This window comes from Streptomyces sp. NPDC039736 (genome assembly GCF_055596485.1).
In genome coordinates this window covers 219,570-241,715 of sequence record NZ_JBVIUQ010000004.1, presented here as the reverse complement: position 1 = coordinate 241,715, position 22,146 = coordinate 219,570, and the positions used below count along the sequence as shown (strand labels likewise).

The window sequence follows — 22,146 nt, the reverse complement described above, 5'->3', positions numbered from 1 at the left end:
GGGGCATGCCTTCCGTACTGCCTGATGGTGAGCCCATGCCCGAGGACGGGGCGCTGCCTCCCGACGCGCTGCGGAACGCGGGGGAGCGGCCCCTCGGTTTCTACCTGCACGTGCCGTACTGCGCGACCCGCTGCGGCTACTGCGACTTCAACACCTACACGGCGACCGAACTGCGCGGTTCGGGCGGCGCGCTCGCCTCCCGGGACAACTACGCGGCGACGCTGACCGAGGAGGTGCGGCTGGCGCGCAAGGTCCTCGGCGACGACCCGCGCCCGGTGCGCACGGTGTTCGTGGGCGGCGGCACGCCGACCCTGCTGCCCGCCGCCGACCTCGTCACGATGCTGGGGGCGATCCGCGAGGAGTTCGGCCTCGCCGACGACTGCGAGGTCACCACCGAGGCGAACCCGGAGTCGGTGAACCCCGCCTACCTGGCCGAACTGCGCGAGGGCGGCTTCAACCGGGTCTCCTTCGGCATGCAGAGCGCCCGACAGCACGTCCTGAGGATCCTGGACCGCACGCACACCCCCGGACGGCCCGAGGCGTGTGTCGCCGAGGCGCGGGCGGCCGGGTTCGACCACGTCAACCTGGACCTGATCTACGGCACCCCGGGGGAGTCCGACGACGACTGGCAGGCCTCCCTGGACGCGGCGATCGGCGCGGGCCCCGACCACGTGAGCGCGTACGCCCTGATCGTCGAGGAGGGCACCCAGCTCGCCCGGCGCATCCGCCGCGGCGAGGTCCCGATGACCGACGACGACGTGCACGCCGACCGCTACCTGATGACGGAGCGGGCGCTCGCCGCCGCCGGGTACTCCTGGTACGAGGTGTCCAACTGGGCCACCTCCCGGGCGGGCCGCTGCCTGCACAACGAGCTGTACTGGCGCGGCGCCGACTGGTGGGGCGCCGGACCCGGTGCGCACAGCCACGTCGGCGGGGTCCGCTGGTGGAACGTGAAGCACCCCGGCGCCTACGCGCAGGCGCTGGGCGACGGGAAGTCCCCCGGCGCCGGACGCGAGGTGCTCTCCGACGAGGACCGCAGGGTCGAGCGCATCCTCCTGGAACTGCGCCTCGTGGAGGGCTGCGAGCTGTCCCTGCTGAAGCCCGCCGGGCTGGCCGCCGCCGAGAAGGCGGTAAGGGACGGCCTCCTGGACGACGGTCCTTACACCGAGGGCCGCGCGGTCCTCACCCTGCGCGGCAGGCTGCTGGCCGACGCCGTGGTGCGGGACCTCGTGGACTGAGCGGGGGCGCCCCCGGCGCCTGACACACTCCCCGGCACCGGGTGCCGCCCTCAGCGGTCCTGCGGCGCTCAGCCGTCCTCCGGGGCCGTCACGAAGTCGATGAGTTCCTCGACGCGCCCCAGCAGCTCCGGCTGGAGATCCTTGTACGTACGCACCCGCCCCAGGATGTGCTGCCAGGCCGCCCCGGTGTTCTCCGGCCAGCCCAGCGCCCGGCACACGCCCGTCTTCCAGTCCTGGCCGCGCGGAACCCGGGGCCAGCCGGGGATGCCCACCGACGACGGCTTCACGGCCTCCCAGACGTCGATGTACGGGTGCCCGACGACCAGGACGTTCGCGTCCGTCACCCGGGCGGCGATCCGGGACTCCTTCGAGCCCGGCACCAGGTGGTCGACCAGGACGCCCAGCCGGGCGTCCGGGCCCGGGGCGAAGTCGGCCACGATCGCGGGCAGGTCGTCGATGCCCTCCAGGTACTCGACGACGACGCCCTCGACGCGCAGGTCGTCGCCCCACACCCGCTCCACCAGCTCCGCGTCGTGCCGCCCCTCCACGTAGATGCGCCCCGCCCGCGCCACGCGCGCGCGGGCGTTCGCGACGGCGACCGACCCGGAGGCGGTACGGGCGGGACGCACCGGACCGGCACCGGAGGACGGGCGCACCAGCGTCACGGGCGTCCCCTCGTGGAGGAAGCCCGCCGGGGTCATCGGGAACACCCGGTGCTTGCCGAAGCGGTCCTCCAGGGTGACCGTCGGCCCCTGCGCCGTCTTCTCGGTACGGACGACCGCACCGCAGAAGCCCGTCGACACCTCCTCCACCACCAGGTCGTACTCGGCGGCCAGTTCGGGGACGGGCTTCGGCTTCTTCCACGGCGGCGTGAAGTCCGGGCTGTAACTGCGCATGCCGCCGACGCTACGACACCGGCCGCGCGACCGGTCAGCAGACCCCGAAACGGCGCGCCAGCGCGTCCCGTTGCGCCCGTACGAACGCCGCGTCCACCACGGCCCCGTGCCCCGGCACGTACACGGCGTCCTCGCCGCCCAAAGCCAGCAGCCGGTCCAACGCCTCGGGCCACCGCCCGCCGACCGCGTCCCGGCCCGCCTGCGGCTCCCCGGACTCCTCCACCAGGTCCCCGCAGAAGACGACCCCGGGGCCGCCCCGGAGGCCCGGTACGAGGGCCACCAGGTCGTGCCCGCTGTGCGCGGGCCCCAGGTTGGCGAACAGGACACCGCGCCCGCCGCCCAGGTCGAGGGTGCGTTCGTCGGACACCAGGTGCCGCGGGGCGCGCAGCAGCTCCGCGGCCTCGACGGCGGCGTCGTGCGGCACCCCCTGCCGGGCCGCGTCGTCGGCGAGCGCGTCGCGCTGCGTGGTCAGCAGGACGTCCATGCCGGACGCGGCGAAGACCTCGACGCCGGCGAACGCCCCGGTGCCCAGGACGTGGTCGAAGTGCGGGTGGCCGAGAGCGACGTGCGTCACTCTGCGGCCCAGGAGGGCCTCGGCCTGCGTCCGTACCTCCGCGCCCTCCCGCAGCGAGGAGCCCGTGTCGTACAGCAGGGCCCCCCGGGCCCCCGCCACCAGGCCGATCGTGGCGTCCCAGCCGGGCATCCGCCGCCTGCCGACCCCCGGAGCGAGACGTTCCCAGCCTGCCTCTTCCCATCGCATGTCCATACCGTGACGCTAGCGTGAGCAGCCGCCCTTGCCCGGACCGGACCGCGCCGCCGTACACTGACCCGGGGAATCGCTGGCACTCGCACACGGTGAGTGCCAAGCGGGACACCGGGGCACAAGCTCCACATGTCCGATCGGCACCAGGGAACATCACGGCTTGGAGGTGTGCGCGATGCTCAGTGAACGCAGACTTGAAGTGCTGCGCGCCATCGTCCAGGACTACGTCGGCACGGAGGAGCCCGTCGGCTCCAAGGCCCTCACCGAGCGTCACCAGCTCGGGGTCTCCCCGGCCACCGTGCGCAACGACATGGCGGCCCTGGAGGACGAGGGGTTCATCGCCCAGCCGCACACCAGCGCCGGGCGCATCCCCACCGACAAGGGGTACCGGCTGTTCGTCGACCGGCTGGCCGGGGTCAAGCCCCTGTCGACGCCGGAGCGGCGTGCCATCCAGAACTTCCTGGACGCCTCCGTGGACCTGGACGACGTCGTCGCCCGCACCGTGCGGCTGCTCGCGCAGCTGACCCGGCAGGTGGCGGTCGTGCAGTACCCGTCGCTGACGCGTTCCACGGTGCGCCATGTGGAACTTCTCTCACTGGCCCCGGCCCGGCTGATGCTGGTGCTGATCACCGACACCGGCCGCGTCGAGCAGCGGATGATCGACTGCCCGGCGCCGTTCGGCGAGACCTCCCTCGCTGACCTGCGGGCCCGGCTCAACAGCCGGGTCGTGGGCCGCAGGTTCGCCGACGTGCCGCAGTTGGTGCAGGACCTCCCCGAGTCGTTCGAGCCGGAGGACAGGGGAACCGTCTCGACGGTGCTCGCGACTCTCCTTGAGACACTGGTGGAGGAGACCGAGGAACGGCTGATGATCGGCGGCACCGCCAATCTCACCCGCTTCGGCCACGACTTCCCGCTCACCATCCGCCCCGTACTGGAGGCGCTGGAGGAGCAGGTGGTACTGCTGAAGCTGCTCGGCGAGGCCACCGAGTCCGGCATGACGGTGCGCATCGGGCACGAGAACGCCCATGAAGGACTCAGTTCAACGTCCGTGGTCGCAGTCGGCTACGGTTCGGGCGACGAGGCAGTCGCCAAACTAGGCGTGGTCGGACCGACCCGCATGGACTACCCCGGAACGATGGGAGCGGTACGCGCAGTGGCACGTTACGTCGGACAGATCCTGGCGGAGTCGTAAGTGGCCACGGACTACTACGCCGTACTCGGCGTGCGCCGCGACGCTTCCCAGGACGAAATCAAGAAGGCGTTCCGGCGCCTCGCCCGTGAGCTCCACCCGGACGTCAATCCGGACCCGAAGACCCAGGAGCGCTTCAAGGAGATCAACGCCGCCTACGAGGTGTTGTCGGACCCGCAGAAGAAGCAGGTCTACGACCTCGGCGGCGACCCGCTGTCGGCCTCCGGCGGCGGCGGTGCCGCGGGCGGCTTCGGCCAGGGCGGTTTCGGGAACTTCTCCGACATCATGGACGCCTTCTTCGGCACGGCGTCGCAGCGCGGCCCGCGCTCGCGCACCCGCCGCGGCCAGGACGCCATGATCCGCCTGGAGATCGACCTCAATGAGGCGGCCTTCGGCACCACCAAGGAGATCCAGGTCGACACCGCCGTCGTCTGCACCACGTGCAGCGGCGAGGGCGCGGCCCCCGGCACCTCCGCGCAGACCTGCGACATGTGCCGCGGGCGCGGTGAGGTCTCGCAGGTCACCCGGTCCTTCCTCGGCCAGGTCATGACCTCGCGCCCCTGCCCGCAGTGCCAGGGCTTCGGCACGGTCGTGCCGACGCCGTGCCCGGAGTGCGCCGGCGACGGCCGCGTCCGCTCCCGTCGCACCCTGACGGTGAAGATCCCGGCCGGTGTCGACAACGGCACCCGCATCCAGCTCGCGGGCGAGGGCGAGGTCGGCCCCGGCGGCGGCCCCGCCGGCGACCTGTACGTGGAGATCCACGAGCAGCCGCACCCCACCTTCCAGCGGCGCGGCGACGACCTGCACTGCACGGTCACCATCCCGATGACGGCGGGCGCCCTCGGCACCAAGGTGCCGCTGGAGACGCTCGACGGGGTCGAGGAGATCGACATCCGTCCCGGTACGCAGTCGGGCCAGTCGGTGCCGCTGCACGGGCGCGGGGTGACGCACCTGCGCGGCGGCGGGCGCGGTGACCTCATCGTGCACGTCGAGGTGCTGACGCCGTCGAAGCTGGACCCGCAGCAGGAGGACCTGCTGCGCCAGCTCGCGAAGCTGCGCGGCGAGGAACGGCCGCAGGGCCAGTTCCAGCCGGGGCAGCAGGGACTGTTCTCGCGGCTGAAGGACGCCTTCAACGGCCGCTGAGCCGGTGGGTGGCGGAACGGGGCCGGGCCTGGTGGCCCGGCCCCGTTCCTGTTCGATTCGGCGGGTCGGCCGTGTCGTGAAACGATGCGGGCATGTCTGTTGAGACCCGGGTGGTGCCCGCGCTGGGAGAGCTGTGCCGGCGCGGAATCGTGGCCGCGCCCATGGCCGGCGGGGTGTCCCGCCCCGAGCTGGCCGCGGCCGTGTCGGACGCGGGCGGGCTCGGCTTCCTCGCCGCCGGGTACAAGACCGCCGACGGAACGTACGAGGAGATCAAGCAGCTCCGTGCGCTGACCTCGAAGCCGTTCGGCGTCAACCTGTTCATGCCGCAGGCCGCCGCCGATCCGGCGGCCGTCGACCTGTACCGGCAGCAGCTCGCGAGCGAGAGCGCCTGGTACGAGACGCCGATCGCCGAGCAGGACGACCACGGCACCGACGACGGGTACGAGGCCAAGCTGGCGCTCCTGGTCGACGACCCGGTGCCGGTGGTGTCCTTCACCTTCGGCTGCCCCTCCCGGGACGAGCTCGACGCGCTGGCGCACGTCGGGACGTACACGATCGTCACGGTCACCACCCCGGAGGAGGCGCAGGCCGCCGAGTGGGCGGGCGCGGACGCCGTGTGCGTGCAGGGCATCGAGGCCGGCGGCCACCAGGGCACCCACCGGGACGACCCGCAGACCGACGGCAGCGGGGGCCTGGGGCTGCTGTCGCTGGTGACGCAGGTCCGCGAGACCGTGCAGTTGCCGGTGGTCGCCGCGGGAGGGCTGATGCGCGGGGCGCAGATCGCCGCCGTGCGGGCCGCCGGGGCGGACGCGGCGCAGCTCGGCACGGCGTTCCTCGCGTGCCCCGAGTCCGGTGCGCACGCCCTGCACAAGAACGCCCTGAAGAACCCTCTGTTCGTACGGACCGAACTCACCCGCGCGTTCTCCGGCCGGCCCGCGCGCGGGCTGGTGAACCGTTTCATGCGCGAGCACGGGCGGTACGCGCCCTCCGCCTACCCGGAGGTGCACTACCTGACCGCCGGGCTGCGGCAGGCCGCCGCACGGGTGGGGGACGCCCAGGGCATGGCGCTGTGGGCGGGGCAGGGCCACCGGCTGGCGAGGGACCTGCCCGCCGGGCGGCTGGTGCAGGTGCTGTCGGCCGAGGCGGACGCGGCGTGGACGGAGATGGCTTTGAGGAGGTCGACGTCATGACGGCGCCGGTGTTCGTGGTGGAGGACGTGCCCGAGGGCGGCCAGTACGTCCTGGCGGGCCCCGAGGGGCGTCACGCGGTGTCCGTGCGGCGGCTGACGGCGGGGGAGGACGTCGTCCTCGCCGACGGGCGCGGGCGCGGCGCCGAGGCCGTCGTGGTGGCCGCGGAGGGCAAGGACCGGCTCGTCGTGGAGGTCGTCGGGACCGTCGTCGAGGAGGAGCCCCGGCCGCGCATCACCGTCGTGCAGGCGCTCCCCAAGGGCGACCGCGGCGAGCTGGCGGTGGAGACGATGACCGAGACCGGTGTGGACGCCGTCGTGCCGTGGCAGGCGGCGCGCTGCATCACCCAGTGGAAGGGCGAGCGGGGCGCGAAGTCCCTCGCCAAGTGGCGGGCCACCGCGCGGGAGGCCGGGAAGCAGTCGCGCAGGCTCCGCTTCCCGGAGATCGCCGACGCCATGAGCACCAAGCAGGTGGGCGCACTTCTGGCCACCGCCGACTTCGCCGCCGTCCTGCACGAGGACCGCGACGCCGACAGCGCCGCGCTGGCGCTCGCGGAGCTGCCCGCGGAGGGTTCCCTCGTGCTGGTGGTCGGTCCCGAGGGCGGGGTCTCGCCGCAGGAGCTGGAACTGTTCGCGCGGGCGGGGGCGGGAACGTACCGGCTGGGCCGCAGTGTGCTGCGGACGAGCACGGCGGGCACGGCGGCCACCGCGCTGCTGCTGGGACGCACCGGACGGTGGTCCTGACCCCGGCGCCGGAGCCGGGCGCCCGCCCGCGGGCACGGGTGCCGGGGACCGGGCCGCGGCCGTGGCGCGCGGAAGACCACGGATGTCACTCGCACCGAGGGAGAGCGTCATGGAACTCGCACAGGTGAGGCTGCTGGTCACCGACTTCGCCGCCTGTTACCGCTTCTACGGCGAGGTGCTGGGGCTCCGGGCCCAGTCCGGGTTCGTGGACGGGCCGTACGAGAAGTTCTCCCCGTCGACCGGGTCGGCGGGCATCGCGCTCCAGGACCGCGCGGTGATGGCCGGCCTGCTGGGCGAGGTCGCCGGGCAGCCCGCGGGGCACCGGTCGTTCGTGGTGCTGCGGGTGGACGACCTCGACCGGTACTGCGCGGAGATCACCGCGCGCGGTGCGGTGCTGGTGCGCGGGCCGGCGCCGCTGACGGAGCGCATGCGGGCGGCCCACCTGGAGGATCCCGAGGGGAACCTGGTCGAGCTCCAGGAGTGGCTGCTGCTCGGCGGCTGAAACGCGCCTGTCCTTCGCCCCGGGGCGGTGGGAGGCTGCCGGACATGGGGGCACGGAGGCGAGCACGGCACAGGCGCGTCCTCGCGGCGGCGGTCCTCGCCGGTGCGACGGCGGCGGGCGCGGCCGCCTGCGAACCCGGCGGCGAAGGCGGCCCGAGTTCCTTCGCGGTGGCGCTGACCACCGACCGGGCCGGCACGCGTGCGCTGGAGCGCGCCGGCTTCGACGTCGGTTGGCTGACCTGTACGTCCACGGTCGGCGGCGGTGCGCGGGGGAGTGCGCCCCCCTCGGTCCGGCCGTCCCCGGCGACGGCCTCCGGCGTCGCCTCCGTGGCGTGCGAGGGGCAGACCAAGGACGGCGAGGAGATCCGCGTCGCCGGGAGGGTCACCGAGGAGCGCGACGGCCGTTGCGTACGGGGCGACCTGGCCGCCGAGGTCGGCGGGCGCACCGTGTTCCGGGTGAGCGTGCTCGGCGACTGCGGAGCCCGGCCCACCACCCGCCCGCCCACCACCCGCCCGCCCACCTGGAGCCCGCCCCCGGAGCCCACCGTGCGCCCCACCAGGACGGTCACCGCCACCGCCACCCGGCCCGCCCCCGCCCCCTCGCCCGACCCGCCCGCCCCCCGGCCCACCGTCACGGTGACCGTGACCGTCGGCCCCGCCCCCGCGCCGGACCCCGCACCCACGTGCGGTTGTCCCCCCGGCAAGTGAGCACGCGCGACGGGGACGGCGGCGTACGAGCAGGCCCGGCAGGCCCGGCGGACCCGGCAGGCCCGGCGGACCCGGCAGGCCCGGCGGGCCCGGGAGCGGCGCACGAGGCCGCCTCCCGCATACCTACGCGGCGGCGGCCCGCCGAATTAGGTGTACGGATCTCCGGACCGCAGGGGCGCGCGCCCTCTCCGGGCCCGGCCAGAGTGGGTCCCATGCCCCCCGCACACGGCCTTCCCGTCCCCCGGCTCCCCCGCGAGCCGTCCCTCGACGAGCTGCTCGACGTGCTCGCGGACACCCGGCTGGTGACCCTCACCGGTCCCGCCGGGGTCGGCAAGACGCACCTCGCCGCCCGCATCGCCGAGACCGTCACCGACCTCCCCGTGCACCGGGCCGACCTCTCGGACTGCGCGGACAACGCCCTCGTTCCGCAGACCGTCGCCGCGGCGCTCCACGCGGGCACCGCACCCGGCAGCGGCACCGACCCCATGGAGGCGGTGCTGCGGCTGCTGGCGGGACGGCGCGGCCTGCTCGTGCTGGACACCTGCGAGCACGTCCGGGCGGGCTGCGCCTATCTGGTGGGCAGGCTGCACGACGCGTGCCCGGGGCTCCAGATCCTGGTGACCAGCCGCGGCGCGGTCGGCGTGCCCGGTGAGTACCGGGTGCCGCTGCGGCCGCTGTCGCGCGAGCACACCGTGGAACTCCTGCGGGAGAAGGCGGCGGTGCAGGGGGTGGACCTGCCGGTGTTCTGGACCCGGTTGCTCGCCGAGCGCCTCGACGGCGACCCGCTGAGCGTCCTGCTGGCCGCCCGCACCCTGGGGAACAACACCACGCCGCAGCAGCTCTACGGCAGCCTGTGCGAGCCGGGGGCGCGGTTCGGGGTGCTGATACACGGCCCCAAGCAGCCGGCCAGGCACCGCACCCTGTTGCGGGCGATCGCGTGGAGCCACGACCTGTGCGGGCGGGCGGAGCGGCTGCTGTGGGCCAAGTTGTCGGCGTTCACCGGCAACTTCACCGCCCAGCAGGTGGAGACGGTGTTCGCGGACGGCGGCGAACTCGACGCGCTGGTCGAGGCGTCGGTGGTGCTGCCGGAGGAGGACGGCACCTACCGGCTGCCGTTGGCGCACCGGGAGTACGGGCAACTTCTGCTGGCGGGGCTGGGCAGGCCGTAACGCCGCCGCCGGTGCCGTGGACCCGCCAGGGCGCGGGCCGCGCGCGGCCGTCGTGCTCGCGGAGAGGCCGCCGTCGGGCGGGCCGCGTGGTGCGTGTCGTGCGCGGCCGTGAGGCGTACGGGAGGGGTCCTGGCACTTCCGGTACGGCGCGGGGCCCCCGGACGACGGGCGGGGCGTGCCCGGGACGGGGCAGCTTCCGGTGCGGGGCGCCCGGTGCGGGCCGTCCCCCCCGCCGGGCCGCGTCCCGTGCGCGGGCCGTGACGCGGCAGGTCGGGAGCGGGAGCGGGCCGATAGCATGCGCCGTGTCCGATCACCCTCTTCCAGGAGGCCTCCATGCCCGGTGAACCGCAGGCGGACTGCCTGTTCTGCAAGATCGTCGCGAAGGAGATCCCCGCCACCGTGGTCCGCGAGAGCGAGACCACCCTCGCCTTCCGCGACATCAACCCGCAGGCGCCCACGCACGTCCTGGTGATCCCCAAGGCGCACCACCCGGACGCGGCGTCGCTGGCCGCCGCCGATCCGCAGGCAGCCGCCGACGTGCTGCGCGAGGCCGGCGAGGTCGCCTTCGCGGAGGGCGTCGCCGAGAGCGGCCACCGGATCGTCTTCAACACCGGTTCCGGCGCCGGCCAGACCGTCTTCCACGCGCATGCGCACGTCCTGGGCGGGCGCGGCCTCACCTGGCCGCCCGGATAGCCGTCGTGTCCGCCCGCGAACTGGTCGTCCTCGGCACCGCCAGCCAGGTCCCCACCCGCCGCCGCAACCACAACGGCTACCTCCTGCGCTGGGACGCCGAGGGGCTCCTCTTCGACCCCGGCGAGGGCACGCAGCGGCAGATGCTGCGCGCCGGGGTGGCCGCGCACGACATCGACCGCATCTGCGTCACGCACTTCCACGGCGACCACTCCCTGGGCCTCGCCGGGGTGATCCAGCGCATCAACCTCGACCAGGTCCCGCATCCGGTCACCGCGCACTACCCGGCGAGCGGACAGCACTTCTTCGAGCGGCTGCGGTACTCCACCGCCTACCGGGAGAGCGTCGACATCGCCGAGGCCCCCGTGTCGGCCGACGGGGTCGTGGCCGACACGCCCGGGTACACCCTGTCCGCGCACAAGCTGTCGCACCCGGTGGAGAGTTACGGCTACCGGCTGGTCGAGCCGGACGGCCGCCGCATGCTGCCCGAGCGGCTCGCCGCGCACGGCATCGAGGGCCCGGACGTGGGGCGCCTCCAGCGCGACGGCGTGCTGAACGGGGTCACACTCGCCGAGGTGAGCGAGGAACGCCGGGGCCAGCGTTTCGCCTTCGTCATGGACACCCGCCTGTGCGACGGCGTGCATGTGCTCGCCGAGGGCTGCGACATGCTCGTCATCGAGTCGACGTTCCTCGACGAGGACGTGCGCCTGGCCGCCGACCACGGCCACCTGACCGCCGGACAGGCCGCGGGGGCGGCACGGGAGGCAGGCGTACGGCACCTGGTCCTGACGCACTTCTCGCAGCGCTACAGCGATCCGGAGGAGTTCGAGCGCCAGGCCAGGGCAGCGGGTTTCGAAGGGGAACTGACAGTGGCCGACGACCTGATGCGGGTGCCGGTGCCCAAGCGGGTGTAGCGACCGGGGCGAGAGGGTGCCGGTGCCCAAGCGGATGTAGCGACCGGGGCGAGAGGGCGCCGGTGGCGTACGGGACGAGGGCGCGTACCGGGGCGGCAGGGCGCCGGAACTCCCTCGTTCCCGCGCGCCGCTACCGCTGTCCCCGCACGCCGCTACCGCCGCGCCCCGACCCCGCGCGGCTCCCGCTCCCGCCCCCGTGGCGCCCGCACCGTCGCGGTGCGGGCGAACGGCGGGCGCGCCCGCCGGGCGAGCGGCCGCAGCGAGATCTCCGCGACCTCCTGCTCCGCCGCGCCCACCTGCGGCACCTGGCCGGCGGGCGCGCCCGTGGTGCCCGCCAGGACGGCCGCCGGGGCCCCGCCCCTGCGCCGTACCGCACCGGCGACCAGCGGACGGCCGCCGGTGTGCAGCGCCACCAGCGTCATCGGCACCGCCGTCAGCAGCAGGACGCAGCCCAGCACGAGCCCCATGGCAGGGAAGCCCGCCCGCGCCGACAGAACGCTGCCCGCCACCGGACCGCACGCCACGCCCAGCGAGGACGCCGACCCCGCGAACACCGCCCAGCGGCCGCGCGGATCCATCGAGGCGGCCAGCCCGATCAGGTACGACAGCACCACCGGGTAGACCGCGTTCCACAGGATCTCGCCCGCCGCGAAGGAACCGGCACCGGTCGCCGACGCGCTCAGCGCCACGCACAGCGCGATGAACGCCGTACCGGCGCCCACCGGCACCGCACGCCCCAGCCGCGACCCGAGCGCGCCGGCGGCGGTGACGCCGAGCAGTCCGGCGCCCAGGGCCGCCGCGAACACCGCGCCGGCGCTCACCTCGGTGAGACCCGCCTGCACGGTGGCGATGCGGTTGCTGACGCCCCACAGGGCGTTCTGGCACATCGACCAGCACAGCATCGCCGCCGCGAGCACCAGGCCCGCCCCGCGGTGCGGCAGCCGGGTCGCCGCCGCGGCCGCCGCGAGAGGCGACGTCGTGGCGCCCGCCGCCGCGTCCGGCCGGCCCGCCAGACGTCCCGCGGCGGGCCACACCAGCACGGCGATCAGCGCGAGCGCCGCGAACGGCGGCCGGTGCCCGCCGTCCAGGTGCGGCACCGTCAGGTACAGCGCGCCCGCCGTCGCCGACACGCTCAGCAGGCCGAGCACGGACGCCCGGTGCGGGTCGCGCCGGGCCGCCATCCCCGCGGCGGCCACCGCGGTCGCCGTGCCCGAGCCGAAGCCGCCGAGCGCCGCCCCCGCCACCACCGGCACCAGGGAGGACGCCAGGGCCGCGCACCCGTACCCGAGCAGCATCAGCAGCAGCCCCGCGCGGGCCGCCCGGCGCGCCCCGGTCCGCTCCACCCGGGAGGCGAGCGAGAAACCCGCGGTCGCCGAGCACAGCAGCAGGGCGCTGCCCACGAGACCGGCCCCGGCGGGCGTGAGCCCGAGCCCGGAGCCGAGCCGCCCCACCACGGTCGGCAGCAGGTACGCCGCGAGATATCCGGCGGTGAACACGGCGACCAGCGGCCACAAAGAGGCACGACGGCACGGCAGAACGGCGCCAGAGCGCGACGAAACGCGAAAGAGCGACGAGACAGCGCGAAGGCGCGGCAGAACAGCGCGAGAGCGCGAAGACACGGGCATTCCTGAAAGAAGACGTGCGTGATGACAGGACGTCATGACGGCCGACCGGCAAAGGGGGTTGAGCGACCGTCGAGGGACAGGAACGCGGCCCAATTCTTATCAAGCGCGCAGACCGCAGGAAAAGGGAAACCGGTCAGTGAGCTGCGACACATTGTGTTTGCGGTCCGGAGGGCCGGGTACGAGTGGCGCTCTCTCCGCGGTCCAGCGGCTCCGCGGCGTGGGCGCGACGCCCCGCGCACAGAGCCCGCACGGCCCCGCCGGTCGTGCACACTGGCCGCGAAACCGCAGCACACGCACGCACGACGGGGAGCGCACAGTGAGCACGCACATCCACCACGGCGACCAGGATCCCGCCCGGCGGGTCGACCCGCTCGACGGCCTGCGCGACCCCGGCGGACCCGAGTGCGACGTGTTCCTCACCGGCACGGTGTTCCTGGACATCATCTTCACCGGCCTCGACAGCGCCCCCGTGCGCGGCACCGAGTCCTGGGCGCGCGGCATGGGCTCCAGCCCCGGCGGCGTCGCCAACATGGCCACCGCCCTCGCCCGCCTGGGCCTGCACACCTCCCTCGCGGCGGCCTTCGGCGACGACCACTACGGCGAGTACTGCTGGGACGCGCTCGCCGACGGCGAGGGCATCGACCTCGGCATGTCGCGCACCGTCCCCGGCTGGCACTCCCCGGTCACCGTCTCCATGGCGTACGAGGGCGAGCGCACGATGGTCTCGCACGGCCACGAGGCGCCCCCGCCCGGCGGCTCCGCGCCCTTCCCGTCCTGCCCGCCCCGCGCGCGGGCCGCCATCGCGTCCCTGACACCGGGCCGGCGCGAGGAGTGGACCGCCTCCGCCGCCCGGCGCGGTGCGAAGATCTTCGCCGACGTCGGCTGGGACGACACCGGCCGCTGGGACCTGTCCGCGCTCGCCGGCCTGGAGCACTGCGAGGCCTTCCTCCCCAACGCCGAGGAGGCCATGCGCTACACCCGCACCGACTGCCCGCGCCGGGCCGCCCACCGGCTGGCCGAGAAGGTGCCCCTGGCGGTCGTCACCCTGGGGCCGGACGGCGCGTACGCGGTGGACGGGTCGACCGGCGAGAGCGCCGAGGTGCCCGCCATCGCCGTCGAGGCGCTGGACCCGACCGGCGCGGGCGACGTCTTCGTCGCCGGATTCGTCACCGGCACCCTCGCGGACTGGCCGCTCGCCGACCGGCTCGCCTTCGCCGGGCTGACCGCGGCGCTCTCCGTGCAGGAGTTCGGCGGGTCGCTGTCCGCGCCGGGCTGGTCGGAGATCGGCGCGTGGTGGCGGCAGGTGCGCGGATACGAGGCGCAGGACCAGCAGGCGCTGCGTCGGTACGCCTTCCTGGAGGACCTCCTGCCGGAGCGCGCCCGGCCGTGGCCCCTGCGCCGCGCGGTCCCGACGATCGGCTTCCGGGCCTGAAACCGGAACACATCCGTGCGCGTCCGACGGCGAAACCCCCTGGGTGTTGTCAGCGGTGAGTCGTACGCTTGGGGATCCAGAGGTTGTCGAGCAGCGAGAACCCTGCAACGGGAGGTATGCGCAGGCCACAGTGCCGGCCCATGACTCAGACACCCACACGCAAGCCGCAGGCCCGTGCCGAGTTCAAGATTCCCGCCACGCATCCCATGGTGACGGTGCTCGGATCAGGCGACGCCCTGCTGCGCGTGATCGAAGAGGCCTTCCCGGCGGCCGACATCCACGTCCGGGGCAATGAGATCAGCGCTACGGGGGAGACGGCGGAAGTCGCCCTGATCCAGCGACTGTTCGACCAGATGATGCTGGTGCTGCGCACCGGGGCGCCGATGACGGAGGACGCAGTGGAACGCTCGATCGCCATGCTCAGGGCGAACGGCAACGGCAACGGGACGGGCGGGAGCGCCCCCGACGGCGGAGCGGTCACCGAGACGCCCGCCGAGGTGCTCACGCAGAACATCCTCTCCAGCCGCGGCCGCACCATCCGCCCGAAAACGCTCAACCAGAAGCGGTACGTCGACGCCATCGACAGGAACACCGTCGTCTTCGGCATCGGCCCCGCCGGTACGGGCAAGACCTACCTCGCCATGGCGAAGGCGGTCCAGGCGCTCCAGTCCAAGCAGGTCGACCGGATCATCCTGACCCGCCCCGCCGTCGAGGCCGGAGAGCGCCTGGGCTTCCTGCCCGGCACCCTCTTCGACAAGATCGACCCGTATCTGCGCCCGCTCTACGACGCGCTGCACGACATGATGGACCCCGAGACGATCCCGCGCCTGATGGCCGCGGGGACGATCGAGGTGGCCCCGCTGGCGTACATGCGCGGCCGGACGCTCAACAGCGCGTTCGTCGTCCTCGACGAGGCGCAGAACACCAGCACCGAGCAGATGAAGATGTTCCTCACCCGGCTCGGCTTCGACTCGAAGATCGTCATCACCGGTGACGTCACCCAGGTCGACCTGCCCAACGGCACGAAGAGCGGTCTGCGGCAGGTCCAGGACATCCTCGGGGACGTCCCGGACATCCACTTCTCCCGGCTCACGTCGGAGGATGTCGTACGGCACAAGCTCGTCGGCCGTATCGTCGACGCGTACGAGAAGTACGACAGCCGTACCGAAGTCCAGAACGGGCCGGGCGGCCGGACCGGGAAGTAGAGCCACAGCGCACCATGTCGATCGACGTCAACAACGAGTCCGGAACCGAGGTCGACGAGCAGGCGATCCTCGACATCGCCCGCTACGCCCTCACGCGGATGCGCATCCACCCGCTCTCCGAGCTCTCGGTGATCGTCGTGGACGCCGACGCCATGGAGCAGCTGCACATCCAGTGGATGGACCTGCCGGGTCCGACCGATGTCATGTCCTTCCCGATGGACGAACTGCGTCCGCCGGCAAAGGACGACGAGGAGCCCCCGCAGGGGCTCCTCGGTGACATCGTGCTGTGCCCGGAGGTCGCCGAGCAGCAGGGCAAGGACGCCGAGACGGAGCACTCCATGGACGAGGAGCTCCAGCTGCTCACCGTGCACGGCGTGCTGCACCTGCTGGGCTACGACCACGAGGAGCCGGACGAGAAGGCCGAGATGTTCGGCCTGCAGGCGGCCATCGTCGACGGCTGGCGGGCGGAGAAGGGCCTCACCGGTCCCTCCCCGGCGCCGACCGTCTCATGAGTCCGCAACTGATCGTCGGCGCCGTCGCCCTGGTCGTCGTGGCCTGGCTGGCGGCGTGCGCCGAGGCCGGTCTCGCGCGGGTGACGAGCTTCCGTGCGGACGAGGCGGTACGGGCGGGAAAGCGCGGCAGCGCGAAACTGGCGCAGGTGGCCGCCGATCCGACGCGCTATCTGAACGTGGCGCTGTTGGCACGGGTCGCCTGTGAGATGGCGGCCGGTGTTCTCGTCACGTACGGCTTCCTCGAAGTCTTCGACACGACCTGGCAGGCGTTGCTGGTCTCCATCGCGGTGATGGTGCTCGTCTCGTACGTCGCGGTGGGCGTTTCGCCGCGCACGATCGGGCGGCAGCATCCGTTGAACACGGCGACGGCTTCGGCGTACGTGCTGCTGCCGTTGGCCAGGATCATGGGGCCGATCCCGCAACTGCTGATCCTCATCGGCAACGCGCTGACGCCGGGCAAGGGGTTCCGCAAGGGGCCGTTCGCCAGCGAGGCGGAACTGCGTGCGATGGTCGACCTCGCGGAGCAGGAGTCGCTCATCGAGGACGACGAGCGGCGCATGGTCCACTCGGTCTTCGAGCTGGGCGACACCCTGGTGCGCGAGGTCATGGTGCCGCGCACCGACCTGGTGTCGATCGAGCGGTTCAAGACGGTGCGGCAGGCGCTGACGCTGGCACTGCGGTCCGGGTTCTCGCGGATTCCCGTGACGGGGGAGAACGAGGACGACGTCGTCGGCGTCGTCTACCTGAAGGACCTGGTGCGCAAGACGCACATCAACCGCGACGCCGAGTCCGATCTCGTGTCGACGGCGATGCGGCCCGCTGTCTTCGTGCCGGACACGAAGAACGCCGGCGACCTGCTGCGGGAGATGCAGCAGGAACGCAACCACGTGGCGGTGGTGATCGACGAGTACGGCGGCACGGCCGGGATCGTGACCATCGAGGACATCCTGGAGGAGATCGTCGGGGAGATCACCGACGAGTACGACCGCGAGGTCGCGCAGGTCGAGGAGCTCGGCGAGGGGCGCTTCCGGGTGACGGCACGGCTCGACATCGACGATCTCGGGGAGCTCTACGGGCTCGACGAGTTCGACGACGAGGACGTCGAGACGGTCGGCGGGCTGCTGGCCAAGGCGCTGGGCCGGGTGCCCATCGCCGGGGCGTCGGCGACGGTCGACCTGCCGGACGGGCGGCGGGTGAGGCTCACGGCGGAGTCGCCCGCGGGACGGCGGAACAAGATCGTGACGGTGCTGGCCGAGCCGGTGGCGTCCGAGGACGCCAAGGACTGAGGGTCGACGGTGGGGGCGGGGGTGCGGTCGCAGCCGTCGGCTCCGATACTGGAACGTATGACTCCTGCTCAGCTCCGGTCGTTCTGTCTTGAGTTCAACGAGGCTGTGGAGGAGTTTCCGTTCACTCCGGAGACGTCCGTCTTCAAGGTGCTGGGAAAAGTCTTCGCCCTGAGCGCGCTGGCGTCCGAGCCGCTCCGGGTGAACCTGAAGTGCGATCCCGAGATCGCGGTCCGGCTGCGCGGGGAGCACCCGGCGGTCGTTCCCGGCTGGCACATGAACAAGCGGCACTGGAACACCGTCACCCTCGACGGGTCCGTCCCCGACCGTCTCGTGCGCGAGATGATCGAGGACTCGTACGACCTCGTGGTGGCCGGTCTGCCCCGGGCGGTCCGGCTCCGGCTGGACCGGGCGTGACCCCCTCTTCGTCAGGCCGGGCGCCTCAGGCGCGCCTGCGCAGGCCGACGGCCACCAGCAGGGCGGTGGCGATCACCAGCCCGGCGCACAGGGCCAGCACCAGGCGGACGCCCGTGAAGAGGGTGTCCTGGGTGGTGGCGAGGACGCCCAGGAGGGGGATGCCGATCGTCAGCGAGACCTGCTGGGTCGTGGTGACCAGGCCGGTGGCCAGACCCTGTTCGGAGTCGGGGACGCCGGAGGTCGCGGTCAGCCCGTACGACACGATCGCGCCCAGGTGGGCCATGCTCGCCAGCGAGATGAAGACCGTGACGAGCAGGGCGCCCGAGCTCGTGCCGACGGCCAGCAGGCCGCCCATCAGAGCGCCCTGGGCGAGCAGCGAGAGCACCAGCGTGCGGCGGGCGCCGAAGCGGCCCACGACCCTCGGGGTGAGCGTGCCCGCGACGACGGAGAGGACTCCCTGGACGCCGAAGACCAGACCGGTCTGCGAGGCGGACAGATGCAGGATCTCCTGGAGGTACAGGGTCAGGACGAAAACGGCGGTGGTCATCGTCGCGAACGTGACCAGGCCCCCGATGTTCCCCCAGGCGACCGACGGCCGGCGCAGCATGGGCAGCGAGACCAGGGGTTCCCGCGTCCGGGACTCGACGAGGACGAAGGCCGTCAGCAGGACCAGGCCCGCGATCAGGGCGGCGAGCACGTCCGCGCCGCCGAAGCCGCGTTCGGCGGCCGTGGACAGGGCGTAGATCAGGGCGAGCAGTCCGCCGGTGACGGTGATCGCGCCGGGCACGTCCAGGCGCGGGCGCTCGGGGTGGCGGGACTCGGTGAGGACGCCGGGGGCCAGCGGCAGCACGATCAGTGTGAACAGGGCCAGCAGGCCCATCGTGGAGCGCCAGCCGAGGGCGTCGGTCAGGACGCCGCCCAGCACCATGCCCACGGTGAAGCCGAGCGAGAGCAGGGTGCCGCTGATGCCGAGCGCGCGGTCGCGCTGCGGGCCCTCGGGGAAGGTGGTGGTGAGCAGCGACATGCCGGTGGGGACGATCGCCGCCGCGCCGACGCCCTGGAGCGCGCGCCCGGCCAGGAACGACGCCGGGTCCCACGCGAAGGTGGCCAGCAGGGACGCCGTACCGAAGAGCGCGAGGCCGGCGAGGAACAGTTTGCGGCGGCCGAACAGGTCGCCGGTGCGGCCGAAGAGCAGCAGGAAGCCGCCGGACGGCAGCGCGAAGGCCGTCACCGCCCACTGGAGCGCGGACCGGCTCATGCCGAGTTCGGCGCCGAGCGCGGGCAGCGCCACATTGAGTACGGAGAAGTCCAGCGCCACCATGAACTGCGCCGCGCACAGCACGAACAGGACGAGCGCGGCGCGGCCCGTCAGCCGCGCCGACGGCGCCGGACCGGGAGGGGACGGGGGAGCGGTGGATGTGTCGAGTGCCATGCGCCCCACCCTCCGGTTCCCGGAATGCCCGTGGGGAGCGGGAACTTATCCTGTTGGCGCCACCACCAGGCAGCCGGGACCAGGGGGACGCACAGGATGACGACGGCCGCACGGCACGACGCGGGCATGACGATGAAGGAGCACCGGCTCAACGAACTGAGGGAGTTCCTGCGCAGCCGCCGGGCCCGGGTCACCCCCGCGCAGGCGGGACTTCCCGACGGCGGCGCGCGCCGCCGCACACCGGGACTGCGCCGCGAAGAGGTCGCCGTGCTCGCCGGCGTCGGCGTCAGTTGGTACCAGTGGCTGGAGCAGGGGCGCGACATCACCGTTTCTCCGCAGGTGCTGGACTCGGTGGGACGGGTGTTGCGGCTGAGCAGCACGGAACGCCGTCATCTGTACGTCCTCGCCGGGCTCAACCCGCCCGCCCCCGAGGTCGATCCGGGCGACCAGGACATGTGCGGCGGGCTGCGGCGGCTGATCGACGCATGGCTGCCGTATCCGGCGCACATCATGGACGTGTACTGGAACGCCGTGCAGTACAACGACGCGGCGGCCGCCGTCCTCGGCATGCGGCCCGACGTCGTGCAGAACTGCCTGCTCTCGTTCTTCTCCGACCCCGTCTACCGCTCCCGGGCCAAGGACTGGGAGGGCACCGCGAGCCGGGTGGTGGCGCAGTTCCGGTCGGCGTGCTCGGAGTGCCCCGACGACGAGGGGTTCCGGGAGATCGTCGCGCAAGCGAAGGAACTCAGCCCCGTGTTCGCCGAGTTGTGGGAGCGCAGGGACATCGCGCCGGGCGGGCAGACGTTCAAGGACCTGCTGCATCCGCTGGTCGGCGAGCTGAAGCTGGAGAGCACGCAGTTGCGGGTGCCCGCCCGGCCCGACCTGACGATCGTGCTGCACACGCCGAGGCCCGGCACGGGCACGGCGGAGAAGCTGGAGTGGCTGGCGACGCCGGAGGGGCGGCGCGGGGCGATGGGACCGGCGGCGGGCTGAGCCCGTCCGGGCCCCGGCCCCGGGTGCCCGGGTTTGGTGTTCTCTTTACGCGCTGTTTAAGTTCGCGGGAGTAATCGAACACCCTTCTGGAGTACCCCGTGCGCAACCGTCCGCTCCGTCAGGCCAGACCGGCCCGTCCGTTCCTTCTGGTCCCTCCGGCCCGCCCGGCCCGTCCGCTTCGTCTCGCCGCCGCCGGCCTGGCCGCCTCGTCCCTGCTGCTGCTCACCGCGTGCGCCGACGGCAGTGCCGCCGAGGGCAGCGGCACCGGGGGCGGCGCCGAGGCCATGAAGGGGAAGGCCGCGGCCACCCCCGAGCCGCCCGGCCCCATGACGCCGCAGCAGGCCAAGAGCGTCCTGGTGGGGGAGAAGGACCTCGCCGACGGATGGAAGTTCCAGAAGGACGTCCTCGTCGACGTGGGCGACCCCTCGCAGAACGTCCTCGACAAGGCCGAGCCCGCGAAGTGCCACATCCTGGCCGACGTCCTGAACACCGGCCGGCTGCTCACCGACTTCAAGGTCACCCGGCAGGCGGTCTTCTACGACCGCACCGGGTCCAGCGTCATCGCCCAGGACGTCAGCGGCTACGAGCGTCCCGCCGAGGCCGAGCGGGCCATGGGGTCCCTGGCCGCCGCGGCCAAGGGCTGCGCCTCCTTCGGCGCGACGTACGAGGGCCGCAAGGTCGAGGTCACCGTCGCCGACTTCGCGGTGCCCGCACTCGGCGAGCAGAAGGTCTCCTACCGGCTGAAGATCGACGACGCGGAGAAGGAGCAGGTCCTCGACTACGACGTCGTCTCCCTCCGCTCCGGTGCGAACATCTCCACCCTCTTCAACAACTGGGGCGAGGACGGCGAGCGCGGCGAGAAGCCGTTCGACCGCGCCGTCCACCGGGCCGCCGCCGCGCTCGACGGGGTCGCCGCCGGGGCGAAGAAGTAACGGGCGCCCCGGCCCGCCGCCCGCACCACGTGCACCGGACACGCCTCCCGGCCGCCCCTCGCGCGGGGGAGGCCGGGGCGTTTCCTATGCTCGGGGCCATGACCACGCCCGCGCAGGACGCGCCCCTCGACCCCGAGGACCAGAAGCTGATCACCCTCGCCCGCTCCACCCGCGCCCGCAACGGCGTTCCCGAGGGTGCGGCCGTGCGCGACGAGACCGGGCGCACCTATGTCGCCGGAACCGTCGCCCTGGACTCCCTGAAGCTCAGCGCGCTGCGCACCGCCGTCGCGATGGCCGTCGCCAGCGGCGCCTCGTCGCTGGAGGCCGCCGCCGTGGTGACGGCCGCCGGCACCGCAGCCGACGCCGACCTCTCCGCGGTGCGGGACCTGGGCGGAGAGGGCACACCGGTGCTGGTGGCAGCGCCGGACGCGACCGTGCGGGCACGCCTCACCGCCTAGCCCGGCGGCACGGGACACCCCGGGTGTGACACACGGCACAGCGGCGGCGGACGGCGGGTCGGGCGACCCCCGCCCGCCGTCCTGGACACGTGGCTCCCTGGCCCGTGCGGCACCCGCGCCGGGACCTTCGGCCCGGGCCGTTCGTCCCGGTGCCGGGGCGGTGCCGCGGGGGCCGTCCGGCCCCCGTGAACCCCCCCGAAGGACCGTGGAAACGGGCCGCCGGCGCTGGGAGTGTGGAGGAACGCCGCAAGGGGCCGCACCAGGGCCCCGGCGAGAGGCCGTACCCGCCTCTCGGACGCGGCGGTCCACGTCCCCCAGTGTTAGGCCACTACGTGTTCTCCTCCCTGATCCGCTCCACCGTCGCCCGCCGCGTCACCGGTTCCGTCGTCGCCGCGGGAGCGGCGGCGACGATGATCCTCACCGGCTCGGGCAGCGCCTCGGCCGCCTCCGGTGCCAACTGGTCGGCCGTCGCGGCGTGCGAGTCGGGCGGCAACTGGGCCATCAACACCGGCAACGGCTACTCCGGCGGCCTCCAGTTCACCCAGCAGACCTGGGCGGCCTACGGCGGCACCGCGTACGCGCCGAGCGCCCACAAGGCCACCCAGGCCCAGCAGATCGCCGTCGCCGAGAAGGTCCTCGCGGGCCAGGGCGCGGGCGCCTGGGGCTCCTGCGGCGTCAAGGGCGGGCTGGCCTGAGCGCCTGACGCCGTCCGACGC

The 22,146-nt window shown here is 73.5% G+C and carries 22 protein-coding genes and 1 pseudogene; 19 read left to right on the top strand and 4 right to left on the bottom strand.

Annotated features, from left to right (window positions below):
• Positions 1-5 precede the first annotated feature (5 nt).
• On the top strand, positions 6-1,238 hold the full coding sequence (hemW, locus tag ACZ56L_RS14425; RefSeq protein ID WP_471064154.1) for a radical SAM family heme chaperone HemW: 1,233 nt from the start codon (positions 6-8) through the stop codon (positions 1,236-1,238).
• Between the two features lie 68 nt (positions 1,239-1,306).
• On the opposite strand, the gene ACZ56L_RS14420 is transcribed toward hemW, so the two are convergent.
• Positions 1,307-2,134, bottom strand: a complete 828-nt coding sequence (locus ACZ56L_RS14420) for a DUF3097 domain-containing protein (protein ID WP_468686118.1) — start codon at positions 2,132-2,134, stop codon at positions 1,307-1,309.
• Positions 2,135-2,168: 34 nt separating this feature from the next.
• Complete coding sequence (locus ACZ56L_RS14415) at positions 2,169-2,900, bottom strand: MBL fold metallo-hydrolase (RefSeq protein WP_471064151.1); 732 nt, start codon at positions 2,898-2,900, stop codon at positions 2,169-2,171.
• A gap of 172 nt (positions 2,901-3,072) precedes the next feature.
• Between ACZ56L_RS14415 and hrcA the strand changes: the two genes are divergently transcribed.
• From hrcA to ACZ56L_RS14370, 9 genes are all read left to right on the top strand, one after another.
• On the top strand, positions 3,073-4,089 hold the full coding sequence (gene hrcA / locus ACZ56L_RS14410; RefSeq protein ID WP_189827661.1) for a heat-inducible transcriptional repressor HrcA: 1,017 nt from the start codon (positions 3,073-3,075) through the stop codon (positions 4,087-4,089).
• Entirely contained in the window at positions 4,090-5,229 is a 1,140-nt protein-coding gene (dnaJ, locus tag ACZ56L_RS14405) for a molecular chaperone DnaJ (protein ID WP_401757070.1), read from the top strand.
• Positions 5,230-5,321: 92 nt separating this feature from the next.
• Positions 5,322-6,419 (top strand): nitronate monooxygenase, encoded by a 1,098-nt coding sequence (locus tag ACZ56L_RS14400; RefSeq protein ID WP_380837028.1) that lies wholly within the window; start codon positions 5,322-5,324, stop codon positions 6,417-6,419.
• Positions 6,416-7,159, top strand: a complete 744-nt coding sequence (locus ACZ56L_RS14395; RefSeq protein WP_345223101.1) for a 16S rRNA (uracil(1498)-N(3))-methyltransferase — start codon at positions 6,416-6,418, stop codon at positions 7,157-7,159. The genes ACZ56L_RS14400 and ACZ56L_RS14395 overlap by 4 nt, the downstream gene beginning before the upstream one ends.
• Positions 7,160-7,268: 109 nt before the next feature.
• A complete protein-coding gene (locus ACZ56L_RS14390) occupies positions 7,269-7,661 on the top strand; it encodes a VOC family protein (RefSeq protein ID WP_471064148.1) in 393 nt (130 codons plus the stop codon).
• A gap of 44 nt (positions 7,662-7,705) precedes the next feature.
• On the top strand, positions 7,706-8,368 hold the full coding sequence (locus ACZ56L_RS14385) for a hypothetical protein (protein ID WP_471064146.1): 663 nt from the start codon (positions 7,706-7,708) through the stop codon (positions 8,366-8,368).
• Positions 8,369-8,580: 212 nt separating this feature from the next.
• Positions 8,581-9,537: an ATP-binding protein gene (locus ACZ56L_RS14380; RefSeq protein ID WP_345223107.1), complete on the top strand. Its 957-nt coding sequence runs from the start codon at positions 8,581-8,583 to the stop codon at positions 9,535-9,537.
• Between the two features lie 333 nt (positions 9,538-9,870).
• Positions 9,871-10,230, top strand: a complete 360-nt coding sequence (locus tag ACZ56L_RS14375) for a histidine triad nucleotide-binding protein (RefSeq protein ID WP_345223109.1) — start codon at positions 9,871-9,873, stop codon at positions 10,228-10,230.
• Between the two features lie 5 nt (positions 10,231-10,235).
• Entirely contained in the window at positions 10,236-11,141 is a 906-nt protein-coding gene (locus ACZ56L_RS14370; RefSeq protein WP_345223110.1) for a ribonuclease Z, read from the top strand.
• 152 nt (positions 11,142-11,293) lie between these two features.
• Here the strand turns inward: ACZ56L_RS14370 and ACZ56L_RS14365 are convergent, their stop codons facing one another.
• A complete protein-coding gene (locus ACZ56L_RS14365; protein ID WP_471064682.1) occupies positions 11,294-12,676 on the bottom strand; it encodes an MFS transporter in 1,383 nt (460 codons plus the stop codon).
• A gap of 406 nt (positions 12,677-13,082) precedes the next feature.
• On the opposite strand from ACZ56L_RS14365, the gene ACZ56L_RS14360 reads away from it, so the two are divergent.
• From ACZ56L_RS14360 to ACZ56L_RS14340, 5 genes are all read left to right on the top strand, one after another.
• Positions 13,083-14,198, top strand: a complete 1,116-nt coding sequence (locus ACZ56L_RS14360) for a carbohydrate kinase family protein (protein ID WP_380837026.1) — start codon at positions 13,083-13,085, stop codon at positions 14,196-14,198.
• A 140-nt stretch (positions 14,199-14,338) separates the two neighbouring features.
• Positions 14,339-15,403, top strand: coding sequence for a PhoH family protein (locus tag ACZ56L_RS14355; RefSeq protein WP_345223111.1), 1,065 nt, complete (start codon positions 14,339-14,341; stop codon positions 15,401-15,403).
• Positions 15,404-15,417: 14 nt separating this feature from the next.
• Positions 15,418-15,915 carry an rRNA maturation RNase YbeY gene (gene ybeY / locus ACZ56L_RS14350; protein WP_345223112.1) on the top strand — a complete coding sequence of 166 codons (498 nt, stop codon included), beginning with the start codon at positions 15,418-15,420 and terminating at the stop codon, positions 15,913-15,915.
• Complete coding sequence (locus ACZ56L_RS14345) at positions 15,912-17,201, top strand: hemolysin family protein (protein WP_345223113.1); 1,290 nt, start codon at positions 15,912-15,914, stop codon at positions 17,199-17,201. The genes ybeY and ACZ56L_RS14345 overlap by 4 nt, the downstream gene beginning before the upstream one ends.
• Positions 17,202-17,258: 57 nt before the next feature.
• A complete protein-coding gene (locus ACZ56L_RS14340; RefSeq protein WP_345223114.1) occupies positions 17,259-17,615 on the top strand; it encodes an MmcQ/YjbR family DNA-binding protein in 357 nt (118 codons plus the stop codon).
• Between the two features lie 25 nt (positions 17,616-17,640).
• On the opposite strand, the gene ACZ56L_RS14335 is transcribed toward ACZ56L_RS14340, so the two are convergent.
• Positions 17,641-19,047, bottom strand: coding sequence for an MFS transporter (locus ACZ56L_RS14335; protein WP_468686115.1), 1,407 nt, complete (start codon positions 19,045-19,047; stop codon positions 17,641-17,643).
• A gap of 96 nt (positions 19,048-19,143) precedes the next feature.
• Between ACZ56L_RS14335 and ACZ56L_RS14330 the strand changes: the two genes are divergently transcribed.
• The 4 genes and pseudogenes from ACZ56L_RS14330 to ACZ56L_RS14315 form a co-directional block, all read left to right on the top strand.
• Complete coding sequence (locus ACZ56L_RS14330) at positions 19,144-20,040, top strand: helix-turn-helix transcriptional regulator (protein WP_471064141.1); 897 nt, start codon at positions 19,144-19,146, stop codon at positions 20,038-20,040.
• 98 nt (positions 20,041-20,138) lie between these two features.
• Complete coding sequence (locus tag ACZ56L_RS14325; RefSeq protein WP_471064139.1) at positions 20,139-20,972, top strand: hypothetical protein; 834 nt, start codon at positions 20,139-20,141, stop codon at positions 20,970-20,972.
• A gap of 86 nt (positions 20,973-21,058) precedes the next feature.
• Positions 21,059-21,430 carry a cytidine deaminase gene (locus tag ACZ56L_RS14320; RefSeq protein WP_380837023.1) on the top strand — a complete coding sequence of 124 codons (372 nt, stop codon included), beginning with the start codon at positions 21,059-21,061 and terminating at the stop codon, positions 21,428-21,430.
• 332 nt (positions 21,431-21,762) lie between these two features.
• A pseudogene (locus ACZ56L_RS14315) lies at positions 21,763-22,104 on the top strand (transglycosylase family protein); the annotation flags it as partial.
• Positions 22,105-22,146 lie beyond the last annotated feature (42 nt).